The organism is Rhodococcus sp. p52 (assembly GCF_000763325.2).
Taxonomy (GTDB): Bacteria; Actinomycetota; Actinomycetes; order Mycobacteriales; family Mycobacteriaceae; genus Rhodococcus; species Rhodococcus pyridinivorans.
In genome coordinates this window covers 4,689,485-4,716,424 of sequence record NZ_CP016819.1, presented here as the reverse complement: position 1 = coordinate 4,716,424, position 26,940 = coordinate 4,689,485, and the positions used below count along the sequence as shown (strand labels likewise).

Here is a 26,940-nt window from a genome sequence, read left to right as displayed (position 1 = left end):
GGTGTGCTCACCGCCTTTCTCGATCTCGTCCTGCCCGCCCGGTGCGGTGGGTGCGCCGCTCCTGGAGCGAGCTGGTGCCGGGCGTGCGCACGCGAGCTCTCCGATCACCCCGTGGCCGTCGCGCCGCGCGTCGACCCCGGGACCCCGGTGTGGAGCCTGGGCCCGTACACCGGCCCCAGGCGCCGCGCGGTGATCGTCGCGAAGGAGCGTGCCCGCCGGGATCTCGCCGAGCCGCTCGGGCTCGCGTGGGCCGTCGCGATCGCGCGGCTGCGCCGATGGAGCGAGCTGCCCGAGGGTCCCTTGATCGTGACGCCCGCCCCCACCCGGACGCGTGCGGCGCGGGCACGCGGAGGCGATCCCGTCACGCGTGCCGCCCGGGCCGCCGCGACCCACGACCGTCGCCTCCACGTGCATCCGATCCTGAGTGTGGCGGCCGGGGTGCGTGATTCGGTGGGGCTCTCGGCAGCCGACAGGCAGCGCAACCTCGCCGGCCGTGTCGGGGTGCGCGCCGACGGTCTGCCGCGCACGATCCCGGTCCTCGTCGTCGACGACGTGCTCACCACCGGAACCACCGCGCGCGAGTCGGTGCGGGCACTCCGACGCGCCGGATTCGACCCTCTCGGAGTGCTCGTGGTCGCCCACGCGTGAGCCCGCGGACGGGCCCGGAAAGTACCTCACCGAGTGACCGGAAGGCGACGCGATGGGAAATCGCGCGGGAACGGTGGCACACCTCCGCGTTACGTACTACCGTCGCCATCAGACCCGGAAACAACAAGGTAGACGGGTGGAAACGCCTGTTCTTCCGATTCCGGGTGAGCGCGCTCTCGCGCTCATACATCATGCCGGCGCGCGGGCTGCGCCGGCCGTAACTCGGGAGGTACGCGTGACGACCCCTTCGAAGTCCAGAGGTTCCGTTGCAGAGGCCGATGCAGCCACGGAAGGCCCACGTGCCGACGTTGTCGTGAAAGGACGCAACGTCGAGGTCCCCGATCACTTCCGGATCTACGTCTCCGAGAAACTCGCTCGGCTCGAACGTTTCGATCCGACGATCTTCATCTTCGACGTCGAGTTGCAACACGAACGCAACAGGCGTCAGAGGAAGAGTTGTCAGCGGGTCGAGATCACTGCCCGCGGAAAGGGACCTGTCGTACGCGCCGAGGCCAGTGCCGACAGCTTCTACGCTGCCTTCGAGTCTGTGATCAGCAAGCTCGAATCGCGCCTGCGACGGACGAAGGAGCGCCGCAAGGTCTCCTACGGTGAGAAGACGCCCGTGTCCGTGGCGGAAGCCACCGCGGCCCTCGCCCAGGATGACGAGCTCGCGATCTCGCCCGACCTGTCGCTCGGCGACAGCGAGAAGGAGCCTCAGGACGGTCCCGGTCGCATCGTCCGGACGAAGGAACACAACGCTGCGCCGATGACCGTCGACGACGCCCTCTACGAGATGGAACTCGTCGGTCACGACTTCTACCTGTTCCACGACAAGGAGACGGACACGCCGTCCGTGGTCTACCGGCGACACGCCTTCGACTACGGTCTGATCAGGCTCGTGTGACACTGCAGGGAGTGACCGAAGGCACCTCGCCATCGCGGTCACTCCCGCGCAGCGCCTACCATGGAATCCGGCCGGGGTCCGACAAGGCCTCGGCCGGATTTCTTGTCCGTGCAGGTACCCGAGATTGAGGACGAACACACCAGTGCTGTCGCTGACGAAGCTGCTCCGGATCGGTGAAGGTCGCATGGTCAAGCGGCTCAAGCACATCGCCGAGCATGTCGATTCCCTCTCCCCGGACTTCGAGGCCCTGACCGACGCCGAGCTCCGGGCCAAGACGGACGAGTTCCGGAGCCGCTACCAGGACGGCGAGACGCTCGACGATCTGCTTCCGGAAGCCTTCGCGACCGCCCGGGAGGCGTCCTTCCGTGTGCTCGGCCAGAAGCACTATCTCGTCCAGATCATGGGTGGCGCGGCGCTGCACTTCGGCAACATCTCCGAGATGAAGACCGGTGAGGGCAAGACCCTCACCTGCGTGCTGCCGGCCTACCTCAACGCGATCTCCGGCGACGGCGTCCACGTCGTCACCGTGAACGACTACCTCGCCAAGCGCGACGCCGAGTGGATGGGCCGCGTGCACCGTTCCCTCGGACTCGAGACCGACGTGATCCTGTCCGGCATGACCCCGGCCCAGCGCCGCGCGGCCTACTCCGCGGACATCACCTACGGCACCAACAACGAGTTCGGTTTCGACTACCTGCGCGACAACATGACGCACTCGCTCGACGATCTCGTCCAGCGTGGCCACAACTTCGCGATCGTCGACGAGGTCGATTCGATCCTCATCGACGAGGCCCGGACCCCGCTGATCATCTCGGGTCCCGCCGACGCGTCGAGCAAGTGGTACTCCGAGTTCGCGCGCATCGCCAAGCTGCTCAAGCCCGAGGTGCACTACGAGATCGATATCCGCAAGCGGACCGTCGGTGTGCACGAGGCCGGCGTCGAGTTCGTCGAGGACCAGCTCGGCATCGACAACCTGTACGAGGCGGCCAACTCGCCGCTGGTGAGCTACCTCAACAACGCCATCAAGGCCAAGGAGCTCTACGCCAAGGACAAGGACTACATCGTCCGCAACGGCGAGGTCGTCATCGTCGACGAGTTCACCGGCCGCGTCCTGTCGGGCCGCCGCTACAACGAGGGCATGCACCAGGCGATCGAGGCAAAGGAAGGCGTCGAGATCAAGGCCGAGAACCAGACGCTCGCCACGATCACGCTGCAGAACTACTTCCGCCTGTACGACAAGCTGTCGGGCATGACCGGTACGGCCGAGACCGAGGCCGCGGAGCTCCACCAGATCTACAGCCTGGGTGTCATCCCGATCCCGACCAACCGCCCGATGGTGCGCGTCGACCAGGGCGATCTGATCTACAAGACCGAGGAAGCGAAGTTCGCGGCCGTCGTCGACGACGTCGTCGAGCGTCACGAGAAGGGCCAGCCGGTCCTCATCGGTACGACGAGCGTCGAGCGGTCGGAATACCTGTCGCGGCAGTTCACCAAGCGCGGTGTGCCGCACAGCGTGCTCAACGCGAAGTTCCACGAGCAGGAAGCGCAGATCATCGCGCAGGCCGGCCGGTCCGGCGCGGTGACGGTCGCGACGAACATGGCCGGTCGCGGTACCGACGTCGTGCTCGGCGGCAACCCCGATATCCTCGCCGACATCGAGCTGCGCAAGCGCGGCCTCGACCCGGTCAACACGCCGGACGAGTACGAGGCGGCTTGGGACGAGACCCTCGAGCGGATCAAGGCCGAGTCGAAGGCCGACGCCGAGAAGGTGCGAGCGGCCGGTGGCCTGTATGTGCTCGGCACCGAACGGCACGAGTCGCGTCGTATCGACAACCAGCTCCGTGGCCGTTCCGGTCGTCAGGGTGATCCGGGCGAGTCGCGGTTCTACCTCTCGCTCGGCGACGAGTTGATGCGACGTTTCAACGGCGCCGCGCTCGAGTCGATCATGACGCGACTGAACCTGCCCGACGACGTGCCGATCGAGGCGAAGATGGTCTCCAAGGCCATCAAGAGCGCGCAGACGCAGGTCGAGCAGCAGAACTTCGAGATCCGCAAGAATGTCCTCAAGTACGACGAGGTGATGAACCAGCAGCGCACCGTCATCTACGAGGAGCGTCGCCGGATCCTGCGCGGCGAGGACCTCGAGGGTCAGGTGCAGCACATGCTCACCGACGTGATCACCGCCTACGTCGACGGTGCGACCGCCGAGGGCTACGTCGAGGACTGGGATCTCGAGCAGCTGTGGACGGCGCTCAAGACCCTCTACCCGGTGGGTGTCGACCACAAGACGCTCGTCGCCGAGAACGAGGACCTCGACCGCAACGGTCTGCTCGAGGTCCTTCTCGAGGACGCCCGCGCCGCCTACGCACGTCGCGAGGCCGAACTCGAGGCCATTGCCGGTGAGAACGCGATGCGCGAACTCGAGCGTCGCGTGCTGTTGTCGGTTCTCGACCGCAAGTGGCGCGAGCACCTCTACGAGATGGACTACCTCAAGGAGGGCATCGGCCTGCGCGCGATGGCGCAGCGTGATCCGCTCGTCGAGTACCAGCGCGAGGGCTTCGATATGTTCACCGCGATGCTCGAGGGCCTGAAGGAGGAATCGGTCGGATTCCTGTTCAACCTCCAGGTCGAGGCCGCGCAACAGCAGCAGTCCGCGGGTGTGGCGGTCACGCCGGCCTCTGCGGCGGCCGCCGCGCAGGCGGGCCCGAGCCTCGCCAAGGCTGCTCCCGCCCGACCCGCACAGCCGGCCCCGGCGGCACAACAGGTACAGCCGGCCCCGGCGGCACAACAGGCACAGCCGGCCCCGGCGGCGCAGGCGGAGCCCGCACCGGCCGCGCTGCGGGCCAAGGGTCTCGACGAGACCGAGCGGCGTCTGACCTACACCGGTCCCGACGAGGACGGCCGCGCCCACGTCGCGCGTACGACCGCCGGTTCCGACGCGGGCTCCGCGCCCAGGCAGGCGGGCACTCGCAAGGAGCGTCGTGCCGCGGCCCGGCGCGATGCGAAGACCAACCGGCGACGCTGAACGCGCTGAGTCGAAGACTCACGTAGGCGTTGAGTCGAAGACTCACGTAGGCGCTGAGTCGAGGACTCACGATCACCCCACGACCCTGTGGCTCACCCCGAGCCACAGGGTCGTGATCGTCCAGCGGTGCGGAGCACGAGGACGGGGACGCTTGCGCACCATCCGGCCGGCGAAGGCGAACACCCGGTCCCCGCGACCGTAGCTGCCGAACAGTTCCACGGTGTCGGCGTCGACGGGACGCACCCGCGTCCGCAGCAGTATCGCGGTGCTGCGTCCGGCACGCGGAGGCCGGCCCGCGGTGATCGTCGCGACGAGACGCGGATCGAGGACCGTGGTGGACTGCACCGCGGGACGGCGGCCGTCGACGACCTCGAGGACCAGGCGCACCGCCGTCTCCGCGACCCGCACGACACCCGGATCGAGCACGATCGCGGGTCGGTCGCTCGGCTCTGTGGCCGGACCTTCGATGCTCGGGCCCTCGGCCGGACGTCCGGTTCCGTCGCGGCGGAGCGTGGCGCGTCCCGAGCGTCCGTCGTGCGGCGTGGGCCGACGGGCGACGTGGCTGCGGGGACGGTGGCAGCTCTCCTCGACCGGAGGTTCGAGGCGGGGGAGGCGGCGCACGTAGCGCCCGGTGTGATGCGACATGGGCTCTCCCGAAGGGCATGAGAACGGATCGTCACGGTGACACCGTGACGGCGGATCGGTTCGGGAGAGGACGAACCGCGCACATGATGCCACATCTCCGGGCGACGGTCCCGGTTCGACGCGCGCGGGATGCGCTGCGCGAGCAGGACGTCCAGGACCTACGGTGGTGTCGTGATGCGAGGACTCGTACTCGACGTCGGTGGCGTCCTGGTCGGGCCGGGAAGCGACCCCGACACCTTCGGCGCGGCCGTGACGGTCCTGCGCGCGCGTGGGGTGCGGACCGCCCTGCTGAGCAACGATCCCGGTGGGCCCGGCGCGCAGTGGCTGCGCGATCTCGAGGGTCCGTTCGTCGACCGCGTGGTGCTCTCGGGTGACGCACGTGTCGCCAAACCCGACCCCGAGAGCTACCTGCTGGTCGCCCGGCTGCTGGACCTCGAACCCGGCGAGTGCGTCTTCGTCGACGATTCGGTCGGCAATGTGCGAGGCGCCGCCGCTGCGGGGATGGTCGGCGTACACCATGATGGTTCACACGACGCGCCGGGCGAACTGGCCGTACTCTTCGATCTCGATCCCGAGGAGATCGGGAGCGGAGCCACGGACGGCGCCGAGTCGTGGTGGCGATGTTCGGGAGGTTCGGGTCAGGAGGGGGAACGGGGTCGATGACGAGCCGGATGACGGCGCAGGACGCGTCGTACTACTACCTGGAGACGAGCAACACGCCGATGCACGTCGGGTCGCTCGCGATCCTCGAACCCCCCGAGGGCGGTCTCGACTACGAGAGCGTGCTGCGGTTGGTCGAGCAGCGACTGCCCGAGGTGCCCCGTTACCGGAAGAAGGTGCGGGAGGTCGCATTCGGGCTCTCGCGACCCGTGTGGGTCGACGACCGCGATTTCGACATCACCTACCACGTGCGGCGCTCCGCGCTGCCGAAACCCGGCTCCGACGAACAGCTGCACGACCTCGTCGCGCGTCTGGTCTCGCGACCGCTCGACCGCACGCGACCGCTCTGGGAGATGTATCTCGTCGAGGGGCTCGCGAACGATCGGGTGGCGCTGTTCACGAAGTCGCATTCGGCGCTCGTCGACGGCGAGGAGGCCCTCGACATCGTCCAGGTGCTCTTCGACAAGGAACCGGTGCCGCGTGAGGTCCCCGAGGAATTGTGGATGCCCGAACGCGAACCGTCGGAGTCCGCTCTGCTCGTCGGAGCGCTCGCCGAACTCGTCGCGCGCCCGGGGGAGGGGATCGCCGCCGTGCGATCGGCCGTGGGCGATCTCACGGCGACCCTCACCGAGACCGTCGACGCCGTCGGCCGGATCGCCCGCACGGCAGCGCAGTCGGCGCCCGAGACTCCGCTGAACACGCAGATCTCGAGGAGCCGTCGGTTCTCCGTGGTGCGCTCCGATCTGGAGCCCTACCGCAAGATCCACTCCCGCTACGGCTGCACGATCAACGACGTGGTGCTCGCGGTCCTCGCCGGCGCGTTGCGGTACTGGCTGCTCTCCCGCGGGGAGCCGGTCACCGAGGCGACGGTGGTGCGGGCGATGGTCCCGATGTCGGTGTACACCCAGGATCCGGACGACTGCGGCGACAACGACACGATCCAGGTGCACCCGCAGGGCGAGGTGTCGTCCTTCCTGCTGGATCTGCCGGTGGGGGAGCCGAACGCGGTGGTCCGGTTGTCGCACATCGCGCATGCGGGCGAGGCCTACTCGCGGCAGCGGCGGCGGGTGGCGGCGCAGACGATGGTCCGCTTGTCGGGCTTCGCCCCGGCGACGATGCACGCGGTGGGAGCCCGGGTCGCGATGGGTTTCTCGCAGCGGATGTTCAACCTCATGATCACCAATGCGCCCGGTCCGCAGCACCCGCTCTACCTCACCGGAGCCCGGCTGCTCGAGATCTTCCCGGTCTCGCCGCTGCTGAAGAATCAGGCCCTGAGCATCGCGTTGACGTCCTACGACGGCAAGATCTACTACGGTTTGAATGCGGATCGTGATGCGATGCCCGATGTGGACGTGGCAGCGACGCTGATCCAGGAATCTCTCGAGGAGTTGACGGATGCCGGCAGGTGAGAAGTGACGCGTGTCTATGTACCGGCAACGCTCGCGATGTTGCAGGGCCTCGTCGCCGACGGTGAGGTCGACGCGGTGGGCCGGACGGCCTTCGCGGTGACCCCCGCTCTGCGCGAGGCCTACACGGCGGGCGACGACGAGGAGCTCGCCGAGGTCGCTATGGCCGAGGCGGCACGCGCGTCGCTGCGGTTGCTCGGGTCCGAGGAGCCGAACGATCATCCGTCCTTCGCGTCGCGTCGGGTGGTGATCGCGGCCGACGTCGACGAGGTGAAGCCGCGACCGGATCTCGACGATGCGGTCGTCAAGCTCGCCGGGCCGATCACGATGCGTGCGGTTGCGTCGGTGCACATCGACCTGCAGGAGGCGGAGGCCGACGTCGCGCGGGCACGCGAGATCGTCGATGCCGCCGAACTGGGCGACGAGGAGGCCGAGTTCGTCCTCGGCGACGCGGAGGACCACGAATTGGCGTGGTACGCGGCACAGGAACTGCCCTTCCTCCTCGAACTGCTCTGACCTCGCATATCGCCACGTCATAGGTGTGACGACCGTCTCTTGCTCAACCTACGCTTCCGTAACCTCTGATAACCTACGGAGCCGTAACCGGAGTGAGGAGAAACGGTCGGATGGGCCTGAAGGAATGGATCGAGAAGCCTGCGGCACACGTCGCGCCAGGGGAGAAGTCGCTCTCCAACGTCCTGCGTGGCGCGGTGGCCCGGCTGACCACCCCTCTGCTCCCCGACGACTACCTGCATCTGGTCAACCCGCTGTGGTCCGCCCGTGAACTGCGCGGGCGCATCGTCTCGGTGCGCCAGGAGACCCCCGATTCCGCGACGATCGTCATCCGTCCCGGCTGGGGCTTCGACTTCGGATACGCGCCCGGCCAGTACATCGGCATCGGTCTGCATGTCGACGGTCGCTGGCACTGGCGCTCCTACTCGCTGACCTCGTCGCCCACCTGGGACGACAAGGTCATCTCCATCGCCGTGAAGGCGATGCCCGAGGGTTTTCTGTCCAGCCACCTCGTCGGTGGGGTTCCCGAGGGCACCGTCGTGCGCCTCGCCGCCCCGAAGGGCGATTTCGTCCTGCCCGACCCGCCGCCGGCGAAGATCCTCTTCCTCACGGCCGGCAGTGGCATCACGCCGATCATGTCGATGCTGCGGACGCTCGACCGGCGTGCGGTCGAGCGCGAACTCGACCTGCCCGACGTTGTGCACATCCACTCCGCGCCGTCGGCCGAGAACGTGATGTTCCGGTCCGAACTCGAGCGTTTCGACGCCACCCACGATCGCTTCCGCGTGCACGTGCGTCACACCCGTGAGAAGGGCAAGTTCGCGCTCTCGGAGCTCGACGAGGTGTGCCCCGACTGGCGCGAGCGTCAGACCTGGGCGTGCGGTCCCCAGCAGATGCTCGACGACATCACCGCGCACTGGGCCGCGGAGGGCATCGAGGATCAGGTCCACCTCGAGCGCTTCGCCGTCAGCCGCGCCGACACCTCTGGCTCGGGCGGAACGATCACGTTCGCGAAGTCCGGCAAGACCGTCACTGTGGACGGCGCCACGACGATTCTCGAGGCCGGTGAGAGCGTCGGTGCGCTGATGCCTTTCGGTTGCCGCATGGGAATCTGTCAGACTTGTGTTGTGCCGCTCGAGAAGGGGCACGTCGTCGATCTGCGATCCGGCAAGGAGCACGCAGAAGGCGAACGCGTCCAGACCTGCATCTCCGCCGCTGCCGGCGACTGCACACTGGACGTGTAGACACCGACAGCAAACCTCCGAAGGATCCCGCTTGGCCATCACCGACATCCGCGCGTTCTCTCATCTGACCGAAGACGACATCGTTGCTCTTGCAAACGAATTCGACGCGATTCGACGGGATGTGGAGAATTCGCGCGGCCCGCGGGACGCCCGCTACATCCATTCCGTCATCCGTGCGCAGCGTGTGCTGGAGGTGGTCGGACGCTGCGCGCTGTTCGGTTCGCGTCGACGGTCGCGCTGGATCATCGGTACCGCTGCGCTGTCGCTCGCGAAGATCATCGAGAACATGGAACTCGGGCACAACGTGATGCACGGGCAGTGGGACTGGATGAACGACCCCGAGATCCACTCGACATCGTGGGAATGGGATCAGACCGGTCCGTCCGAGCACTGGAAGCGCGCCCACAACTACGCGCACCACACCTACACGAACATCGTGGGCATGGACGAGGACGTGGGATTCGGCATCCTGCGGATGACGCGCGACGAGAAGTGGCGTCCGCGCAATCTCGCGCAGCCGATCGCGAACATCGTCCTCGCGCTGACCTTCGAGTGGGGGATCGCGCTGCACGACCTCTCGGCGAAGAAGGAACTCGAGGGCGTCCCGCCCGTGCAGTGGAATTCGGGGCCCAACAAGGAATTCGCAGCGAAGGCCGGCCGGCAGGTCGTCAAGGACCTGGTGTTCTTCCCGGCGCTCACCGGGCCGGCCTGGCGCAGCACGTTGTCGGCGAACCTCACCGCGAACGTGATCCGCAACATCTGGGCGTATCTCGTGATCTTCTGCGGCCACTTCCCCGACGGCGCAGAGAAGTTCACGACCGAGCACTACGAGAACGAGACGCGCGGAGAGTGGTATCTGCGCCAGTTGCTCGGTAGCGCAAACATTTCCGGTGGGCGTGCGATGGATTTCCTCACCGGGAATCTCAGTTATCAGATCGAGCATCACCTGTTCCCGGACTTGCCGAGCAACCGCTACCCGGAGATCGCCGCCCGTGTACGGGCGCTGTGCGGCAAGTACGCCCTGCCGTACACGACCGGTTCGCTCGCCCGGCAGTACTGGCTCGCCCTGCGCACGATCCACAAGCTCGCGTTGCCCGACCGATTCCTCAAGGCGACGGCCGACGACGCCCCCGAGACCTCCTCCGAGCGCAAGTTCGACAGGTGGCGCCCGGAGGCGCCCGCGGTGGTCACCGAGGCGTCCACCGGACGTCACCGGGGTCTGCTCACGGCGCTGCGGGTCCATGCCGAGCATGCGGTAGCAGAACGTCGTCGTCGCCTGATGAATCGGGTCACCGGCGACCTTCCGTCACTCTGTGATTCGCGCCACAGCTCCGAATCCGCCTAACCTACGGGACCGTAACCTACGGTAGAGTAGCCCGCATGGCGATATCGGATGTCAAGGAGTACGCGCACCTGACGGAGGCGGACGTCGAGGCCATCGGCCGCGAACTCGACGCCATCCGGCACGATATCGAGGAGTCCCGCGGTGAGCGCGACGCTCGGTACGTCCGCAACACGATCCGGCTGCAGCGCGGCCTCGAGATCGGCGGGCGCCTCGTGCTGCTCGGCTCGAACAAGCGTCCGCTGTGGCTGCTGGGCACGGGCATGCTCTCCCTGTCGAAGATCATCGAGAACATGGAACTCGGGCACAATGTGATGCACGGGCAGTGGGACTGGATGAACGACCCCGAGGTGCACTCGGCCAACTGGGAGTGGGACAACGTCGACCCGTCGGCGCACTGGAAGATCACCCACAACTACCTGCATCACAAGTACACCAACATCCTCGGCATGGACGACGATGTGGGATACGGCCTGCTGCGCGTCACCCGCGACCAGCGATGGAAGCCGTTCTACCTCGGCAACGTCGCGTACAACGCCATCCTCGCAGCGCTGTTCCAGTACGGCATCGCCATCCAGCTGCTCGAGCTCGGCAAGGTCATCCAGGGGCGCGACGACCGCGAGCTCACCAAGGCACGCGGCAAGGAGGTGCTTGCCAAGCTCGGCAAACAGCACCTCAAGGACTACGTGATCTATCCGGCGCTCACCGGCAAGTCGTGGAAGTCCACGATGAGGGCCAACGCCACGGCCAACTTCGTGCGCAACATCTGGACCAACGCGGTGATCTTCTGCGGTCACTTCCCGGACGGTGCGGAGAAGTTCACGAAGCAGGACATCGAGACCGAGACGCGTGCCGAGTGGTACCTGCGTCAGATGCTCGGCTCCGCGAACATCTCCGGCGGTAAGGTCATGGACTTCATGACCGGCAACCTGAGCTACCAGATCGAGCACCACATCTACCCCGACCTGCCGTCCAACCGGTACGCGGAGATCGCGGTGCGCGTGCGTGAGCTGTGCGAGAAGTACGACCTGCCGTACACCACCGGCCCGCTCGCGGTGCAGTACTGGAAGTCCTGGCGCACCATCGCCAAGCTGTCGCTGCCCGACAAGTACCTCAAGGACGACCGCGACGCCGCCCCGGAGACCGCTTCCGAGCGGGGCTTCGGCGGAGCGCCGGAGATCGATCCGGCCACCGGCCGCCGCGTGGGTCTGGCCACCACCATCGAGAAGACACGCAAGCGCGGATTCGTCCGCCGCGCGCTCGGCATGCGCTGACGGTCACGAGAACGAGCACGAACCCCGGCACCTACAGGTGCCGGGGTTCGTGCGTTCGGCCGGGGTTCGTCGGTTCACCAGGGGTCGTTGGACGCGAGCGCCGTGAGCAGTTCGCGCACGGCCATCGCCCGGTTGTGCGACTTGCCCTCCAACGAGTCGAAGGCACATTCGGGATCGGCGGGCGGGCCGAGATGCGTGCACCCGCGCGGGCAGTCCTCGACCGCTTCGGCCAGGTCCCCGAACGCCGCGACGACGTCGTCGGGCCCGATGTGCGCGAGCCCGAACGACCGGATGCCCGGGGTGTCGACCACCCACCCGCCCTCGGGCAGATGCAGGGCCACCGACTGGGTGGAGGTGTGACGTCCCTTGCCCACCCCGGAGACCTCGCCGGTGGCGCGGTCGGCGTCGGGGACGAGCCTGTTCACCAGTGTCGACTTGCCGACCCCCGAGTGCCCGATCAGGGCGGTCACGCGACCGTCGATCCGCTCGTGCAGGGCGGTGAGATCGTCGTCCTGACCGACGAGCAGTACCGGGATGTCGAGATCCGCGAAGTGCGCGGCGAACTCGTCGGGATCGGCGAGGTCGCTCTTGGTCAGTCCCAGCAGGGGAGCGAGACCGCCGGCATAGGCCGCGACGAGTGCGCGTTCGACGAGTCCGGTCCGTGGTGGGGGATCGGCGAGCGCGACCACGATGAGCAGCTGTTCGGCATTGGCGACGACGATGCGCTCGAACGGATCGGTGTCGTCGGCCGTGCGCCGCAGGACGGTGCTGCGGTCCTCGACCCGCACGATGCGCGCGAGCGTGTCGGGGCGACCGGAGAGATCGCCGACGACACCCACCTGATCGCCCACCACGATCGGGGTCCGGCCGAGCTCGCGTGCCCGCATCGTCGTCACGATCCGGTCGGGATCACCGCCGAGCGCGACACCCCACCGCCCGCGGTCGACGGAGACGACCATGCCCTCCTCGGCATTGCGGTGGGCCGGGCGGTCCTTCGTGCGCGGCCGCGAGCCGCGCCCGGGGCGGACCCGGACGTCGGACTCGTCGTACTCCCGCCGCCTCAGGAGTCGCTCCCCGTCAGCAGCGACTCCCACAGGCCTTCGAAATCGGGGAGCGTCTTGGCAGTGGTGCCGATGTCCTCGACCTCGATCCCGTCGACGACGAGCCCGAGGATCGCACCGGCCGTGGCCATCCGGTGGTCGGCGTAGGAGTGCCAGATACCACCGTGCAGCGGCGTCGGCTCGATGTGCAGACCGTCCTCGGTCTCGGTGATCGAACCCCCGAGACGACCGATCTCGGTGGCGAGCGCCGCCAGCCGGTCGGTCTCGTGACCGCGCAGGTGCGCGATACCGCGCAGGTCGGAGGGCGAGGCGGCGACCGCGGCGAGGGCCGCGACGGTCGGCGCCAGCTCGCCGACGTCGTGCAGGTCCACGTCGATGCCTCGCAATTCGCCCGGGCCGCGCACGGTCAGCGTCCCGTCGGCCCACGTCACCTCGGCGCCCATCTGCTCGAGGATGCCGCGGATCGCGTCGCCGGCCTGGGTGGTCGACTCGGGCCACAGGGGCACCGAGACGACACCACCGGTGACCGCCGCGGCCGCGAGGAAGGGCGTGGCGTTCGACAGGTCGGGCTCGACGGTGACGTCGACGGCCTTGATCGTCGTCGGGGGCACCCGCCAGGTGTCGGTCTCGGAGGTGTCGACGGGGACCCCGGCCGTTCGGAGCATCTCGACCGTCATCTCGATGTGCGGCATCGACGGCACCGGTTCACCGGCGTGGCGGACCACCACGCCCTCGTCGAAGGCGGCCCCGGACAGCAGCAGACCCGAGACGAACTGCGAGGACGCGGAAGCGTCGATGGTCACGGAACCGCCGCGCACCGCACCGCGGCCGTGCACGGTGAAGGGCAGCCGGTCGCCGTCGATGTCGGCGCCGAGGGCGCGCAGGGCGTCGAGCACGGTGCTCATCGGGCGGACGCGGGCCTGTTCGTCGCCGTCGAACCGCACGTCGCCGTCGGCCAGTGCGGCCAGCGGCGGTACGAACCGCATGACGGTGCCGGCCAGTCCGCAGGCGACCTCGCCTCCGCGCAGGGGGCCGGGGGTCACGTCGAGGGTGGTGCCGCCGTCGCGCTCGGTGACGGTCGTGCCGAGCGTGCGCAGGGCCCCGATCATCAGGTCGGTGTCGCGGCTGCGCAGCGCGCCGGTCAGGGTGGACGGCCCGTCGGCGAGTGCGGCCAGGATCAGGGCACGGTTGGTGATCGACTTCGATCCCGGCAGCGTCACCGACGCTCGAACCGGGGACACGGCGCGGGGTGCTCTCCACAGACTCACCCGACCATCTTCGCCCATCCGGACCGGTGCGGGCACCCTCGCCCACCCGGTGCGCGCCGGTGTCGGTTCCGTCACCCGGCGATGCCACACTCGACGGCATGTGCGGAAGGTATGTCTCCACCGCCGACCCGGCGACGCTCGCCGTCGAACTCGACGCGCTCGACGAGACCGGCGACGACAGCAGCCGGGACGGGCGGGGGCCCGACTACAACGTCGCGCCGACGACCGAGGTGCTCACCGTTGTCGCCCGGCACGACGGGGAAGATCCCGACGGTCCCGTCCGCCGCCGTATCCGCCGCATGCGCTGGGGACTCGTGCCGCACTTCGCCGAAGAGGTGGGCGGAAGCGCACCACTGATCAACGCGAGATCCGAGTCGGTCGCCACCAAGCCGAGCTTCGCGCGGTCGCTGCGCTACAAGCGGTGCCTCGTCCCGATGGACGGCTGGTACGAATGGCAGGTCGAACCCGCGCCGGACGGCAAGCCTCGCAAGGTGCCGTACTTCATGGCGCCGGCCGACGGCTCGCGGATCTGCATGGCCGGGGTGTGGGCGGAGTGGCGCGACCCGCGGAACCCGAAGGCACCGCCGCTGTCGAGCACGACGATCCTCACCGCGCAGTCGGTCGAGCAACTCGGCAACGTGCACGAACGGATGCCGCTGATCCTCCCGCCGGAGCGGTGGGATGCGTGGCTCGCCCCCGACAGTCTCGGCCATCCGGATCTGATCGTGCCGAGCGTCGACGCGATCTCGGCGATCGAGATCCGCCGCGTGTCCGCGAAGGTCAACAGCATCCGCAACAACGGCCCCGAACTGCTGCAACCCGACGACGGCGCCGGCGATCAGATGGTGCTGTTGTAGGCGCTGACGGAGCGGACGGGCCCTACGGACCGGCCGTGATCGGTGCCACGACGGCGCCGGTCAGCCGGATCAGATCGTGCGGATCCAGTTCGATCTCGAGCCCTCGCCGACCCGCGCTGCACAGCACCCGGTCCCACTGCTCGGCGGAGACGTCGATCACGGTGCGCAGACGCTTGCGCTGCCCGAGCGGGGAGATGCCGCCGACGACGTACCCGGTCGCGCGTTCGGCGGCGGTGTGATCGGCCATCACGGCCTTGCCGCCGCCCAGCGCCCCGGCTGCGGCCTTGAGCGACAGCGTCGCCGGGACCGGGATCACCGCGACGGCGAGCGTGCCGTCGGACAGCGACACCACCAGCGTCTTGAAGATCTGTTCGGCGGAAACCCCGAGGTGTGTGCCGAGTTCCTCGACGGCTTCGGCGCCGAAGGACGACGACCTCGGGTCATGTGCGTATTCGTGGACCCGGTGCGCGACCTTCTCGCGCTTCAACAACACCGTCGCGGGAGTGGATGTCGAGGCCATCCGATCACTCTAGAGAACCGGAGGTGGGGAACAAGCGCGGTGGGCACGGCGTTGCACACCGACGGGTGGATCCACCGGCCACCCGAGACCCGACGATCGGAGAATTCGTGGCAGTGCTGTGCCCGCCTCGACCGGACGCCATCGGACGTCCCCCCGATCCGGACGCCGTCGGACCGGTAGCCTTCTCGACAGGCGTCGATGAAGGGATCGGTGTGATCGAGGAGTCTGTGGAAGAACTGACCGAGCGGTTCGAGCGGGACGCGCTTCCCCTGCTCGATCAGCTCTACGGCGCTGCGCTGCGGATGGCCCGCAATCCCTCTGACGCCGAGGACCTCGTACAGGAGACCTACATCAAGGCGTTCTCCGCCTTCCGGTCGTTCCGCGAGGGCACCAACCTCAAGGCCTGGCTGTACCGGATCCTCACCAACACCTACATCAACTCGTACCGGAAGCGTCAGCGGCAACCCGCGCAGTACCCGACCGACGAGATCACCGACTGGCAGCTCGCCGCCACGGCCGAGCATTCGTCGACCGGTCTGCGGTCCGCGGAGGTCGAGGCACTCGACGCGCTTCCCGACGACGACATCAAGGCGGCGTTGCAGGAGCTTCCCGAGGAGTTCCGCATGGCCGTCTACTACGCCGACGTCGAAGGGTTCCCCTACAAGGAGATCGCCGAGATCATGGGGACGCCGATCGGCACCGTGATGTCGAGACTGCACCGGGGTCGCAAGCAGCTGCGGGGTCTGTTGGCCGACGTGGCGCGCGATCGCGGTTTCATGCGGGAGAAGGCCGTGGACGCCACAACCGGAACATCGGATCAGCCCGAGAGCGGAAAGGGAGCACCGCAGTGAGCGAACCCGACTTCGATCGACTCGACTGCTCGGCGGTCATCGCGGACGTCTACCTGCTTCTCGACTCCGAATGCGACGCCGGTTCCCGCGAGAAGCTGCAGCGGCACCTCGACGAGTGCGGCACCTGCCTCGAGGCCTACGGGATCGAGGAGAAGATCAAATCGCTGCTCAGCCGCAAGTGCGGCGGGGAACACGCACCCGAGGGCCTGCGGGAGCGGCTCATGCTGCAGATCCGCCGCACCGTGGTGATCACCGAGACGGACAGCGCCGAGTCGTAGGCGGGGTCACTCGTACCGAGTCGTAGGCGAGTTCACTCGTACCGAGTCGTAGGCGAGTTCACTCGTACCGAGTCGTAGGCGAGTTCACTCGTACCGAGTCGTAGGCGAGTTCACTCGTACCGAGTCGCAGGCGAGTTCCACTCGTACCGAGTCGTAGGCGAGACCCCCCAACGTGACAGGGGCCGGAAAGCTGCTGCTTTCCGGCCCCTGTCCGCGTCTCAGGCGTTGGGACGCTTGCCGTGGTTGGCGGCGTTACCCTTGCGGCTGCGCTTCTTGCGACCTCGCTTACCCATGGTGGGATCTCCTTTCTCGTTCATTACAGTGTTTCACGTGCGGTCGAGTGGTCCTGTCGGCAGGTCCGCCGCCGGAGCGTGAAACGAGGTGTTCGATGGCGGAAGACGTACGCGCGGAGATGGTATCGACCGTGTTCGAGGTCGTCGTGCGAGAGGGTGACGTGGTGGCCGAGGGCGACACGCTGGTGATCCTCGAGTCGATGAAGATGGAGATTCCCGTGCTCGCCGAGTCGGCGGGCACCGTGACCTCCGTCGGAGTCTCGGTCGGGGATGTCATCCAGCAGGGCGACCTCATCGCCGTGATCTCCTGACGGCGGGTATCTCCTGAGTACGAAAGCGGTTCCCGTGTCCACACTCAGTTCGTTGCTCGCGAGGTACACGGATCTTCCGGGCGCGGCCGTCGATCACCTCCAACGTGTCGTGGGCGAGTGGCAGTTGCTCGCCGACCTGTCGTTCGCCGACGTCCTCCTGTGGGTCGACGCGGCGCCGTCCGGAATCGTGTGCGTCGCACAGTGCCGACCCACCACCGCCTCGACGGTGATCCCCGAGGACGCCGTCGGCACGCTCGTCTCCGACAACGAACATCCTTACGTCCGTAAGGCTTTCGAAACCGGAGAGATCGTCGACGTCAAGTCGGCCCCGGGCGCCGGGATCAACATCCGTCAGGCCGTGCCGGTGCGCTGGGACGGTCGGGTCGTCGCGGTGCTCAGCCGCGACGCCGCCCGCGTGTCGCGGCGGTCGGCCAGCGCGCTCGAGACGGCCTATCTCGAATGCGCCGACGACCTCTACCGGATGATCAGCGAGGGCACTTTCCCGACGCCCGAGGCGCGCTCGGACACCAAGTCGAGTCCGCGTGCGGGCGACGGATTCATCCGGCTCGACCGGAAGGGCAAGGTCGTCTACGCGAGCCCCAACGCGCTGTCGGCCTATCACCGGATGGGTCTGAACTCCGACCTGATCGGTCAGGATCTCGTCGAGACGACCCGCGCACTGGTCACCGACCCCTTCGAGAGTCGCGACGTCACCGACTACCTCCGCGGGGCCGTGGAGGGCCGTCTGGGGCAGCGCATGGAGATCGAGGCACTCGGGGCCACCGTTCTGATCCGTGCGTTGGTCCTGAACCCGGGAGGGAAGATCCGGGGCGCCGCGGTGATCGTCCGCGACGTCACCGAGGTCAAGCGACGCGACCGGGCACTGCTGAGCAAGGACGCGACCATCCGCGAGATCCACCACCGTGTCAAGAACAACCTGCAGACGGTCGCCGCGCTGCTGCGACTGCAGGCGCGCCGAACCGGGAACGCGGAAGCCCAGCAGGCCCTGGGGGAGGCGGTCCGTCGCGTGACATCCATCGCCCTGGTCCATGAGGCGCTGTCGATGTCAGTGGACGAGGAGGTCGATCTCGACGGTGTGTTCGACCAGCTGATCCCCATCGTCGTCGACGTGTCGACGGTCGGCAGCCAGATCCGGGTGGTGCGGGAGGGGAATCTCGGCGTGTTCCCCGCGGATCGCGCCACGCCTCTGGTCATGGTGCTGACCGAACTCGTCCAGAACGCCGTCGAGCACGCCTTCGATCCGGGCGTGAACGGCACGGTCACCGTCAATGCCCAGCGTTCGGCCCGCATGCTCGACGTCGTGGTCCGCGACGAGGGGAAGGGTCTTCCCGAGGGGTTCAGCCTAGAGGCGTCGAACCGGCTCGGTCTGCAGATCGTCCGGACCCTCGTGGCTGCCGAGCTCGGCGGATCGTTGGAGTTGACGTCCAACGAGGTCGGCGGGACCGATGCACGCCTGCAACTACCGCTGGGCAAGGTGCCGGTCGCCTGATCGTCCATACGACCGTGCACGTAAGAAGGCCCGGCCTCCCCCGTAGGGGAGCCGGGCCTTCGAACGTCTATCGGAGTTGCTCAGACCGCCGTACGAGCGCGGGTGCGGGCGTTGCGACGCTTGAGGGCGCGGCGCTCGTCCTCGCTCATACCGCCCCAGACGCCGGCATCCTGGCCGGATTCGAGCGCCCAGGAGAGGCATTCGGCGGTGACGGGGCAACGGTTGCACACGAGCTTGGCATCCGCGATCTGCGCGAGAGCCGGGCCGCTGTTTCCCACGGGGAAGAACAGTTCCGGATCCTCGTCGCGGCAGATGGCCTTGTGGCGCCAGTCCATGCTTCTACTCTCCTTCGATGGTGCGTGTGCACCGGCTGATTGGTCAATGCGTGTTCACGCCTGTGGCACGGAGTGTTTCCGCGCGGTTACTTGTGAATGCTTTCACGAACGAGCGTGGAGTCAATAGAATCGACCACGATCGTGGGGAAGCTCACGCTGGTGTGGGCTACGAGTTCGCCAATCCCTCTTTCTACTCCCCTCGGGCCGAGAAGGTAGTGGCAATCACAGAATTCGTGCTTCTCTTTCTGTCGCTGTCCCGCTGGGGGGATCGTCAGCGGGGCGCGACGACATCGAGGATCGACGCCACGGACACGAACTCGACCTCGGTCCGGAGTCCGAGATAGTCGCCGTCGACCTGAAGTCCGATCGGGCGCGAGGCCCGGGCGCGCACGCGCGCGACATCGTCCGCACGCACCAGATGCGGCGACGCCGGCTCGCCGCGGGCGGCCAGAAGTTGTCTCACCACCCGCAGGCTCGGAAGTACCCGGGTCGTCGTCATAGCAAACACACCCAAACCGGTGTCGAACGAGGTGCCGGGATTCGTGTGCACCGGCCGGGACTCGAGATAGGTCCACGGACTCGAGTTCGACACGAACGCATAGTGCACCCCCGAAACAGGTTCGGATCCGGGCATCTCGAGCGTGAGCGCCGGCTCGGCCCGCTTCGACGCGAAGAACCGGGCCACCGCGTGCCGCACGTAACGCGCCGTCGTCACCTTCTTGCCCTCGGCGCGGCTCAGGTCTATGGCCTCGCACACCTGGGCGTCGAGACCGAGGCCCGCGTTGAAGGTGAACCACCGCCCGTCGCAGTGGCCGAGGCCGATCCGGCTGGTCCTGCCCTCCTGCAACGACTCGAGTACCTGCTCGGTGGCCTCGAGTGGATCGGCGGACAGTCCCAGGGATCGCGCGAACACGTTCGCCGAGCCGCCGGGCACCACCGCGAGTCGCGGCAGGGTCGGATCGGCGCCTCGGTCGGGGGAGGGGCCGAGGAGGCCGTTGACGATCTCGTTGACGGTGCCGTCGCCACCGTGCGCGACGACGACGTCCATCCCGTCGGCGTGCGCCGAACGCGCCAGTTCTGCGGCGTGCCCGCGGTGGGTCGTGTGCGCGACGGTCAGCGCGAGCCGGCCTCTCAGGGCGTGAGCGAGGCGGTCGCGACCGGCCGGGGTGGTCGTCGTCGCATTCGGGTTCACGATCAGCAGGGCGCGCACGGAACATCAGCCTAAGTGGTGCCCGGCGGGTCCACTACGCTGGACGGGTGCCTCTCGAAACACCTCGCAGCAGCGTTCCGTCGACCGTGCGTGCCGCCGGTTGGCTCGTCGTCCTCGAGGGCGTCGTCGCGATGGGATTCGCGGTGTACTCGATCATCCGCGCCGCCTCGGGCGAACACGATCAGTCGGTCACCAATGGCTACGGCTTCGCGCTGTGGCTGTTCATCCTGTTCGGCGGGGTCCTGGCCGGCGGGATCGCGCTCGTGCGCGGTGTGCGCTGGGGACGTGCCGTGGCGATACTCGCGCAGCTGTTGTTGCTGCCCGTGGTGTGGTCGCTGCTGACGGACTCCCACCAGCCGGTCATCGGCACTGTGCTGGCGCTCGTCGTGGTCCCCACGCTCGTGCTGCTGTTCAGCCCGCCCACGTCGCGGTGGCTCGCGCACGAGTACGCGCCCGACGTCGACGAGTGATCCGGCTCAGCTGCCGAGCGCTTGCAGGGCGGGGCCGCTGAGCCTGAAGGTCGTCCACTCGTCCTGCGCGACGGCACCGAGGGATCGGTAGAAACCGATGGACGGCTCGTTCCAGTCCAACACCGACCAACTCAGGCGGGTGTAACCGCGCTCCACGCATTCGTGGGCGAGCGCCGCGAGCAGTGCCCGTCCGTGTCCCTTGCCGCGGTGTTCGGGACGGACGAACAGATCTTCGAGGTAGATCCCGTGCACGCCGTCCCACGTGGAGAAGTTCCGGAACCACAACGCCACCCCGACGACCCGGCCTTCGGTGCCGTCCTCTCCGGATTCCTCTGCGACGTGCGCGTACACCGAGGGCTGCGGCCCGAAAAGAGCCTCGTGGATCTGCTCGGGCACCACGGTGCACTCGTGCCGGGCCTTCTCGTATTCGGCGAGGTCGTAGATCAGCCCGGTGATCGTGGGGACGTCCTCGGGTGTGGCTCTGCGGATCACGGCGGGCTGCCTCCTGCGGTCTCGTGGGCGGATTCACCTCGCGCTGCGCCGCCGAGTGCGCGAGGATCGGGGTCGTGGCAACGGTACTTGCAGTGGCAAATCAGAAGGGTGGCGTCGCCAAGACGACCACCGTCGCGTCGTTGGGGGCCGCGCTGTCGGCGCTGGGCCGGCGGGGGCTCGTCGTCGATCTCGATCCCCAGGGGTGCCTGACCTTCTCTCTCGGGCACAACCCCGACAAGCTCGAACAATCCGTGCACGAGGTGCTCGTGGGCGGTGTCGAGACGAAGGACGTTCTGCTCGGGACAGCGGAGGGGATGTCGCTGCTGCCGGCGACCATCGACCTCGCGGGTGCGGAGGCGATGCTGCTCATGAAGCCGGGGCGTGAATACACCCTGAAGCGGGCGCTGGCGTCGGTGGAGGACGACTACGACGTCGTCGTCATCGACTGCCCGCCCTCTCTGGGCGTCCTCACCCTCAACGGGCTGACCGCGGCGCGGTCCGTGCTCGTTCCGCTGCAGTGCGAAACGCTCGCGCACAGGGGAGTCGGGCAGCTCCTGCGCACGGTGAACGAGGTGAAACAGATCACCAATCCGGATCTCGAACTGCTCGGCGCGCTGCCGACCCTGTACGACTCGCGGACCACGCACAGTCGCGACGTGCTCGCCGATGTCTCCGACCGGTACGACCTGCCGGTGCTGGCCCCGCCCGTACCCCGCACGGTCCGCTTCGCGGAGGCTTCCGCCTCGGGCGCGACGGTGCTGGCGGGACGCAAGAACAAGGGCGCCGAGGCGTACCGGGCGCTCTCCGAGAACCTGCTGCGCTACTGGTCGGGGGAGGCGGAACTCGAGACTTTCGAGACCGCCGTCGCGGACTGAGACGTCAGCACCGACCGGGACGGCTCGCTTTCAGCACCGACCGGCACGGCTCGCTTTCAGCACCGACCGGGACGGCTCGCTTTCAGCACCGACCGGGACGGCTCGCCATCAGCGCAGTGCCACGAGCTCATCGCCGCGTTGCTCGACCACGACATTCCCCGCGACGGCGACGTTCACCGTGGAGACCGTCCCGCGCTCGACGTCGATGCGCGGGCCGGGTTCACCGGTCCGTGAGTCGACTCCCACGAGGGCGTCCTCGACGGGAAGGAGCAGCGAACCGGCCATGATGTCGCCGTTGCCGAGAGTGTCCTCGACGGTCCACTGCGGGGCGAAATCGGTGGTGGACAATGCGACGGTGTCGCGGCCCGTCCACCACACGAGCACGCCGCCGCGCTCGAGGGCGGGGTCGTCCGATTCGCCGGCAGGACGCGACAGGGCGTGCGTGTCGAGGAGGACGCCCTCGCTGTCGAAGACCTCGATGCGCGGCCCGTCGTTGTCGTCCGGGGCCAGGTAGACCGCCGTGCGGTCGCCGACCACCGCGACGATGCGGGAGTCCCCGCCCGCTTCCGGCAGCACAGACGACGCGAACTCCTCGGGCTTGGCGCTGTCGTCGGGGGTGGGATCGAGAAGGGTGAGCCGATTGGTCGGCTCGTTCGCGCACTGCTCGAGCACGGCCAGCACTTCGGCGCCCGAATCCGCCGAGCGCAGTTCGCAACCCGATCGTGGCTGCGCGTTCGGGTTCACCGGTGCGTCGACGCGCCCGTACTCGACCGTGCGCACCAGATCGGAGCGCCACATCTCAAGACGTGACTCGCCGAAGGCGATCAGGTGCGAACCGGCGCCGACGACCCGGATCGGATCGTCGGCGTCGCTCGACCGTTGCGCGCCCCGAGAGCCACTGCCCGAGTCGAGCGCGGTGACCTGACCGCATCCCCGCGGGCCGCGATAGACCGAGACCACGTCGCCCCAGGCCTCGGTGACCGCGCACAACGCCCGGTCGCGGTCGTACCGCCAGCGTTCCTCGCCGGATTGCGGGTCGCGGCCGACCACCGCACCACCGTCTGCCGTGGCGACCGTGCCGCCGGACACCACCGGTGCGGTCGTCGCCGTACTCGGAGCACGCCACAGTTCGGCGAGCGTGCGCGGAAGAGATTGCGCGGCAGCGAGAGTGGGGACAGGGCCGTCCCAGGTGGTCGACGTGGTGCCCCGCGCATCCGAGTTCAGCCAGACGACACTCGCCGCCACCAGAGCGGTGACGACGAGTGCGGCTGCGACGAGAAGGTCGGTGCGGGTGCGGCGCTCGGGCGCGAGCACGTGGTTATCGGGCAGACGACGTCGAGACCGCTTCCACGTTCGACGTGTCCTGCTGCTCTGCGCGACCGGCCGGGCCCTCGCCCGAGCGGGTGCGACGGCGACGACGGCGACGACGTGCCGGAGCGGCCGCCCCGGTGTCCTCACCCGTCTCCGCTGCGGCAGGCTCGTTCTCGGCATTCACCGAGTCGTCCGAACCGGTTGCGGCCACATCCGTTGCGGAGCCGTCGGCAGACTTTCCGCGGACGGTACGACGGCGGACCCGGTTGCGCTTCGGGCGGGATCCGCCCTCGCGCTCGACGCGCTCGCGCTTCTCACCGTTCTCCGAGGCGGCGGGAGCGGCCTTGCGGACGCGTCCGGTGGCGTCGGACGGGATGTTCAGCTCCTCGAACAGGTGCGGGGAGCTCGAGTAGGTTTCGATCGGATCCGGGATACCGAGATCGAGAGCCTTGTCGATGAGCTGCCAGCGCGGCACGTCGTCCCAGTCGACGAGGGTGATCGCGATACCGGTGCGTCCGGCGCGACCGGTACGGCCGATGCGGTGGACGTAGGTCTTCTCGTCCTCGGGGCACTGATAGTTGATGACGTGGGTGACGTCGTCGATGTCGATGCCGCGGGCGGCGACGTCCGTGGCGACGAGCACGTCGATCTTGCCGCTGCGGAACTTGTCGAGTGCCTTCTCACGCGCGATCTGACCGAGGTCGCCGTGCACCGCGCCGCACGCGAAACCGCGCTCGACGAGGTCGTCGGCCACCTTCTGCGCCGTGCGCTTGGTGCGGGTGAAGACCATGGTGGCGCCGCGACCCTCGGCCTGCAGTACGCGGGCGACGAGTTCGGCCTTGTCGAGTGCATGCGCCCGGTAGATGAACTGCTGGGTGCGCTCGTGCACGGCCGACGATTCGGCCTCCTCGGCCCGGATGTGCGTCGGGCGGTTCAGGAACGTGCGGGCGAGGGTGATGATCGGGCCGGGCATGGTGGCCGAGAACAGCATCGTCTGACGACGGTCGGGGACCATCGTGAGGATGCGCTCGATGTCGGGCAGGAAGCCGAGGTCGAGCATCTCGTCGGCTTCGTCCATGACGAGCACGCCGATCTTGCCCAGGATCAGATGGCCCTGGTTGGCGAGATCGAGCAGACGGCCGGGAGTACCGACGACGACGTCGACACCCTTCTTCAGTTCGTCGATCTGCTGCTCGTAGGGGCGCCCACCGTAGATCGACAGGACCTCGAGGCCCGACTTGCGGCTGCCGGGCAGGTACTTGGAAGCGTTCACGAGGTCGTTGGTGACCTGGATGCACAGCTCGCGGGTCGGGACGATCACGAGTGCACGGGGAGTGCCGTCGAGGGTGGTCGTGCCGGAGCCCTCGGTGGCGATGCGATGCAGGAGCGGAACGCCGAAGCCGAAGGTCTTGCCCATACCCGTACGGGCCTGCCCGATGAGGTCGTCGCCGGCGAGGGCCAGCGGCAGGGTGAGTTCCTGGATCGCGAAGGTGCGTTCGATGCCGACCTCGGCGAGGGCGCGGACGATCTCGTCGCGGACACCGAGTTCGCCGAAGGTGGGGGGTACGTGGGTGGAGTCGAGTTGTGCGGAGACGGTCGTTTCGCTCGCGTCGTCTTCGTGGTCGATGGTGATCTTGCTCAGGGGTCCGGCCTTCCTGGTCTCGGCACGCACGCACGAGGGGGAAAGGCGACCGGCCTGCACCTCAGCGCGAGCGGTTTCCACCAGGCTCGGCGAAGCGCGGCAGCGATCCGCAGTTCGGGTGCGCGCACATTATCTGGGAAGCTCGCGGGCCACGGTCGGCGGCTCGAAGCGCGGGCTTCCCGATCCATTGTACCGGTTCCGGCGCATTCCACGAGGTAGTACTACGCTTCGTCGTCATGGGAGCCGATACGCCGCAGTCCACCTCCGAGTCCGGCACGACGCCGGGCGGACCCGCAGTCCCCGCCGATCACCCCGGTGTCGCAGAGCTCTTCGCGTTGCTCGCGTACGGCGAGATCTCGGCGTTCTACCGGCTCGCCGAGGACGCACGGTTCTCCCCGTCCCTGCGCGGGCGGGTCGCCCTCGCAAGCATGGCAGCTGCGGAGATGAGCCATTTCGAGACGCTCCACACCGCGCTCACCGATCGTGGTGTGGAGATCTACGCGGCGATGGAGCCCTACCGCAAAGCCCTCGACGCCTACCACGCCTCGACCACTCCGTCGACGTGGCTCGAGGTTCTCGTGAAGGCATACGTCGGTGACAGGATCGCCGCAGATTTCTACTGTGAGATCGCCGACATGCTTGCTCCCGAGGTGTCCACGGTGGTCCGAGAGGTCCTCGCCGAGACCGGCCACTCGGAGTTCGTGGTGCATGAGGTCCGTGAGGTCGTCGAGCGCAGCCCGCTGCAGAAGGACCGCCTGATGCTGTGGGGACGCCGGCTGCTCGGCGAGGCCATCACCCAGGCGCAGTACGTCCTCGCGCAGAACGAGAAACTCGCCGAGCTGGTGATTCTCGCGTCCGGTGACCTGGCGAACATCGCCGCGCTGTTCGATCGCATGCAGGTCGAGCACACCGAGCGGATGTCGGTGCTCGGACTGCATTAGCCTGGGGCTGATAGCAGTACCAGCTCGGTTTCAATGCATGAGAATCGGAGGTCCACCGTGGAGGTCAAGATCGGCGTCGCGGACAGCCCGCGCGAAGTTGTCGTCGTCAGCGACCAGACGCCCGACGAGGTGGAGAAGCTCGTCCGGGCCGCGTTGAACGGCGCCGACGACGGGGTGCTCGCCCTTGTCGACGAGAAGGGCCGCAAGGTTCTCGTGCAGGCCGCCAAGATCAGCTACGTGGACATCGGTCCTGCCACGCTGGGCAAGGTCGGCTTCGCCGCCAACTGAGAGCGACCGACGAGAACGGGCCGGGGCATGTCGCCCGGCCCGTTCGTCGTTCTCGGTATGTGTCGTCAGCGACGACGGTGCTCATATGTCGTCAGCGACGACGGAGTTCCGGCTGCAGCGGCACGTGCTTCAGACCGCCCCAGGCCAGCGCGACCGTGGTGTCCACGGCGTCCTCCTTGGGGATCGGACGTGCGGCGTCGAGCCAGTAGCGTGCGGTGAACTGGCTCGTTCCCACCAGGCCGACCGCGAGGATGCGGGCCCGGTACGGATCGAGACCGGAGTCGTGGCTGACGAGGGCGAAGACGGCGTCGACGCACGCCTCGGTGGCCTGCTCCACTCGCCGCGACACCTGCGGTTCGCCCATCAGATCGGATTCGAAGACGAGCCGGAATCCCTGGCTGTCGTTGTCGACGAAATCGAAGAAGGCCTGCACTGCGGCGCGCACGCGCTGACGGTTGTCGGTGGTGGACCGCAGGGCCTGGCGTACGCCGTTGATGAGGGTGTCCACGTAGTTCTGGAGCACGGCGCAATACAGTTCGAGCTTGCCGGGGAAGTGCTGGTACAGGACGGGCTTGCTCACTCCGGCACACTCGGCGATCTCGTCCATGCCGGCCGAGTGGTAACCGCGTGTGACGAATACCTCGCTGGCAGCCTCGAGCAACTGGGCACGACGCTCGTCACGCGGCATCCGGGCGCCCCGTTTGCCGTTGGAACCCCGGCCGGATGCTCGTTCGGTGACGTCGGTCATGCTTACTCCCAATCTGCA

Annotated in this window: 29 protein-coding genes; 18 read left to right on the top strand and 11 right to left on the bottom strand. The window is 68.0% G+C overall.

Features of this window, described 5'->3' with window-relative positions; translation table 11 throughout:
• Window positions 1-3: 3 nt before the first annotated feature.
• From IM25_RS21890 to secA, 3 genes are all read left to right on the top strand, one after another.
• Complete coding sequence (locus IM25_RS21890; protein WP_033097095.1) at window positions 4-648, top strand: ComF family protein; 645 nt, start codon at window positions 4-6, stop codon at window positions 646-648.
• Between the two features lie 235 nt (window positions 649-883).
• Complete coding sequence (gene hpf, locus IM25_RS21885; RefSeq protein ID WP_033097096.1) at window positions 884-1,552, top strand: ribosome hibernation-promoting factor, HPF/YfiA family; 669 nt, start codon at window positions 884-886, stop codon at window positions 1,550-1,552.
• Window positions 1,553-1,736: 184 nt separating this feature from the next.
• Window positions 1,737-4,577, top strand: coding sequence for a preprotein translocase subunit SecA (secA, locus tag IM25_RS21880; protein WP_065996567.1), 2,841 nt, complete (start codon window positions 1,737-1,739; stop codon window positions 4,575-4,577).
• Between the two features lie 72 nt (window positions 4,578-4,649).
• Here secA and IM25_RS21875 read toward each other — a convergent pair whose 3' ends face one another.
• Window positions 4,650-5,222, bottom strand: a complete 573-nt coding sequence (locus IM25_RS21875) for an Rv3235 family protein (protein WP_065996407.1) — start codon at window positions 5,220-5,222, stop codon at window positions 4,650-4,652.
• 174 nt (window positions 5,223-5,396) lie between these two features.
• Here IM25_RS21875 and IM25_RS21870 point away from each other — a divergent pair, with 174 nt between their 5' ends.
• The 6 genes from IM25_RS21870 (at window position 5,397) to IM25_RS21845 (ending at window position 11,661) form a co-directional block, all read left to right on the top strand.
• A complete protein-coding gene (locus IM25_RS21870; protein ID WP_024101497.1) occupies window positions 5,397-5,885 on the top strand; it encodes an HAD-IA family hydrolase in 489 nt (162 codons plus the stop codon).
• Complete coding sequence (locus IM25_RS21865; RefSeq protein WP_026061398.1) at window positions 5,882-7,291, top strand: WS/DGAT/MGAT family O-acyltransferase; 1,410 nt, start codon at window positions 5,882-5,884, stop codon at window positions 7,289-7,291. Before IM25_RS21870 ends, IM25_RS21865 begins: the two co-directional genes overlap by 4 nt.
• A 3-nt stretch (window positions 7,292-7,294) precedes the next feature.
• Window positions 7,295-7,804, top strand: a complete 510-nt coding sequence (locus IM25_RS21860; RefSeq protein WP_006550224.1) for a DUF6912 family protein — start codon at window positions 7,295-7,297, stop codon at window positions 7,802-7,804.
• Window positions 7,805-7,914: 110 nt separating this feature from the next.
• A complete protein-coding gene (locus IM25_RS21855) occupies window positions 7,915-9,045 on the top strand; it encodes a ferredoxin reductase (RefSeq protein WP_033097099.1) in 1,131 nt (376 codons plus the stop codon).
• A 31-nt stretch (window positions 9,046-9,076) separates the two neighbouring features.
• Entirely contained in the window at window positions 9,077-10,390 is a 1,314-nt protein-coding gene (locus IM25_RS21850; protein WP_084295051.1) for a fatty acid desaturase family protein, read from the top strand.
• 35 nt (window positions 10,391-10,425) lie between these two features.
• On the top strand, window positions 10,426-11,661 hold the full coding sequence (locus IM25_RS21845; protein ID WP_024101492.1) for a fatty acid desaturase family protein: 1,236 nt from the start codon (window positions 10,426-10,428) through the stop codon (window positions 11,659-11,661).
• 74 nt (window positions 11,662-11,735) lie between these two features.
• Here the strand turns inward: IM25_RS21845 and rsgA are convergent, their stop codons facing one another.
• Window positions 11,736-12,755 (bottom strand): ribosome small subunit-dependent GTPase A, encoded by a 1,020-nt coding sequence (gene rsgA, locus IM25_RS21840; RefSeq protein ID WP_006550228.1) that lies wholly within the window; start codon window positions 12,753-12,755, stop codon window positions 11,736-11,738.
• The gene (gene aroA, locus IM25_RS21835; RefSeq protein WP_033097204.1) at window positions 12,722-14,008 is read right to left on the bottom strand and encodes a 3-phosphoshikimate 1-carboxyvinyltransferase; all 1,287 of its coding nucleotides are present in this window, start codon (window positions 14,006-14,008) and stop codon (window positions 12,722-12,724) included. The genes rsgA and aroA overlap by 34 nt, the downstream gene beginning before the upstream one ends.
• Window positions 14,009-14,088: 80 nt before the next feature.
• On the opposite strand from aroA, the gene IM25_RS21830 reads away from it, so the two are divergent.
• Window positions 14,089-14,847 (top strand): SOS response-associated peptidase, encoded by a 759-nt coding sequence (locus tag IM25_RS21830; RefSeq protein WP_065996566.1) that lies wholly within the window; start codon window positions 14,089-14,091, stop codon window positions 14,845-14,847.
• Window positions 14,848-14,869: 22 nt separating this feature from the next.
• Here IM25_RS21830 and ybaK read toward each other — a convergent pair whose 3' ends face one another.
• Entirely contained in the window at window positions 14,870-15,367 is a 498-nt protein-coding gene (gene ybaK / locus IM25_RS21825; protein ID WP_033097100.1) for a Cys-tRNA(Pro) deacylase, read from the bottom strand.
• Between the two features lie 212 nt (window positions 15,368-15,579).
• Between ybaK and IM25_RS21820 the strand changes: the two genes are divergently transcribed.
• Together IM25_RS21820 and rsrA are read left to right on the top strand one after the other, a co-directional pair.
• Complete coding sequence (locus tag IM25_RS21820; RefSeq protein WP_051121509.1) at window positions 15,580-16,218, top strand: sigma-70 family RNA polymerase sigma factor; 639 nt, start codon at window positions 15,580-15,582, stop codon at window positions 16,216-16,218.
• Complete coding sequence (gene rsrA, locus IM25_RS21815; RefSeq protein WP_006550233.1) at window positions 16,215-16,496, top strand: mycothiol system anti-sigma-R factor; 282 nt, start codon at window positions 16,215-16,217, stop codon at window positions 16,494-16,496. Before IM25_RS21820 ends, rsrA begins: the two co-directional genes overlap by 4 nt.
• 218 nt (window positions 16,497-16,714) lie before the next feature.
• Here rsrA and IM25_RS27680 read toward each other — a convergent pair whose 3' ends face one another.
• Complete coding sequence (locus IM25_RS27680; protein WP_022597109.1) at window positions 16,715-16,789, bottom strand: 50S ribosomal protein bL37; 75 nt, start codon at window positions 16,787-16,789, stop codon at window positions 16,715-16,717.
• Between the two features lie 95 nt (window positions 16,790-16,884).
• On the opposite strand from IM25_RS27680, the gene IM25_RS21810 reads away from it, so the two are divergent.
• Together IM25_RS21810 and IM25_RS21805 are read left to right on the top strand one after the other, a co-directional pair.
• A complete protein-coding gene (locus tag IM25_RS21810) occupies window positions 16,885-17,100 on the top strand; it encodes a biotin/lipoyl-binding carrier protein (protein WP_006550234.1) in 216 nt (71 codons plus the stop codon).
• A gap of 34 nt (window positions 17,101-17,134) precedes the next feature.
• Window positions 17,135-18,610, top strand: coding sequence for a sensor histidine kinase (locus IM25_RS21805; RefSeq protein WP_033097101.1), 1,476 nt, complete (start codon window positions 17,135-17,137; stop codon window positions 18,608-18,610).
• Window positions 18,611-18,690: 80 nt separating this feature from the next.
• Here IM25_RS21805 and IM25_RS21800 read toward each other — a convergent pair whose 3' ends face one another.
• Both IM25_RS21800 and IM25_RS21795 read right to left on the bottom strand, forming a co-directional pair.
• Window positions 18,691-18,945: a WhiB family transcriptional regulator gene (locus tag IM25_RS21800; protein WP_006550236.1), complete on the bottom strand. Its 255-nt coding sequence runs from the start codon at window positions 18,943-18,945 to the stop codon at window positions 18,691-18,693.
• A 271-nt stretch (window positions 18,946-19,216) separates the two neighbouring features.
• Window positions 19,217-20,155, bottom strand: a complete 939-nt coding sequence (locus IM25_RS21795; RefSeq protein WP_006550237.1) for a diacylglycerol/lipid kinase family protein — start codon at window positions 20,153-20,155, stop codon at window positions 19,217-19,219.
• Between the two features lie 47 nt (window positions 20,156-20,202).
• On the opposite strand from IM25_RS21795, the gene IM25_RS21790 reads away from it, so the two are divergent.
• Window positions 20,203-20,625: a hypothetical protein gene (locus IM25_RS21790; RefSeq protein WP_024101488.1), complete on the top strand. Its 423-nt coding sequence runs from the start codon at window positions 20,203-20,205 to the stop codon at window positions 20,623-20,625.
• 6 nt (window positions 20,626-20,631) lie between these two features.
• Here the strand turns inward: IM25_RS21790 and IM25_RS21785 are convergent, their stop codons facing one another.
• The gene (locus tag IM25_RS21785) at window positions 20,632-21,117 is read right to left on the bottom strand and encodes a GNAT family N-acetyltransferase (protein ID WP_019288485.1); all 486 of its coding nucleotides are present in this window, start codon (window positions 21,115-21,117) and stop codon (window positions 20,632-20,634) included.
• Between the two features lie 74 nt (window positions 21,118-21,191).
• Between IM25_RS21785 and IM25_RS21780 the strand changes: the two genes are divergently transcribed.
• Window positions 21,192-21,992, top strand: a complete 801-nt coding sequence (locus tag IM25_RS21780) for a ParA family protein (RefSeq protein WP_065996565.1) — start codon at window positions 21,192-21,194, stop codon at window positions 21,990-21,992.
• A 108-nt stretch (window positions 21,993-22,100) separates the two neighbouring features.
• Here IM25_RS21780 and IM25_RS21775 read toward each other — a convergent pair whose 3' ends face one another.
• Window positions 22,101-23,306: an Rv3212 family protein gene (locus tag IM25_RS21775; RefSeq protein ID WP_033097102.1), complete on the bottom strand. Its 1,206-nt coding sequence runs from the start codon at window positions 23,304-23,306 to the stop codon at window positions 22,101-22,103.
• A 4-nt stretch (window positions 23,307-23,310) separates the two neighbouring features.
• Complete coding sequence (locus tag IM25_RS21770) at window positions 23,311-24,975, bottom strand: DEAD/DEAH box helicase (RefSeq protein WP_033097103.1); 1,665 nt, start codon at window positions 24,973-24,975, stop codon at window positions 23,311-23,313.
• A 206-nt stretch (window positions 24,976-25,181) separates the two neighbouring features.
• Between IM25_RS21770 and IM25_RS21765 the strand changes: the two genes are divergently transcribed.
• On the top strand, window positions 25,182-25,886 hold the full coding sequence (locus IM25_RS21765) for a ferritin-like fold-containing protein (RefSeq protein WP_033097104.1): 705 nt from the start codon (window positions 25,182-25,184) through the stop codon (window positions 25,884-25,886).
• A 57-nt stretch (window positions 25,887-25,943) separates the two neighbouring features.
• Complete coding sequence (locus IM25_RS21760) at window positions 25,944-26,174, top strand: DUF3107 domain-containing protein (RefSeq protein WP_006550244.1); 231 nt, start codon at window positions 25,944-25,946, stop codon at window positions 26,172-26,174.
• A 91-nt stretch (window positions 26,175-26,265) separates the two neighbouring features.
• Here IM25_RS21760 and IM25_RS21755 read toward each other — a convergent pair whose 3' ends face one another.
• Window positions 26,266-26,922, bottom strand: a complete 657-nt coding sequence (locus tag IM25_RS21755; protein WP_065996405.1) for a TetR/AcrR family transcriptional regulator — start codon at window positions 26,920-26,922, stop codon at window positions 26,266-26,268.
• Between the last annotated feature and the right edge of the window lie 18 nt (window positions 26,923-26,940).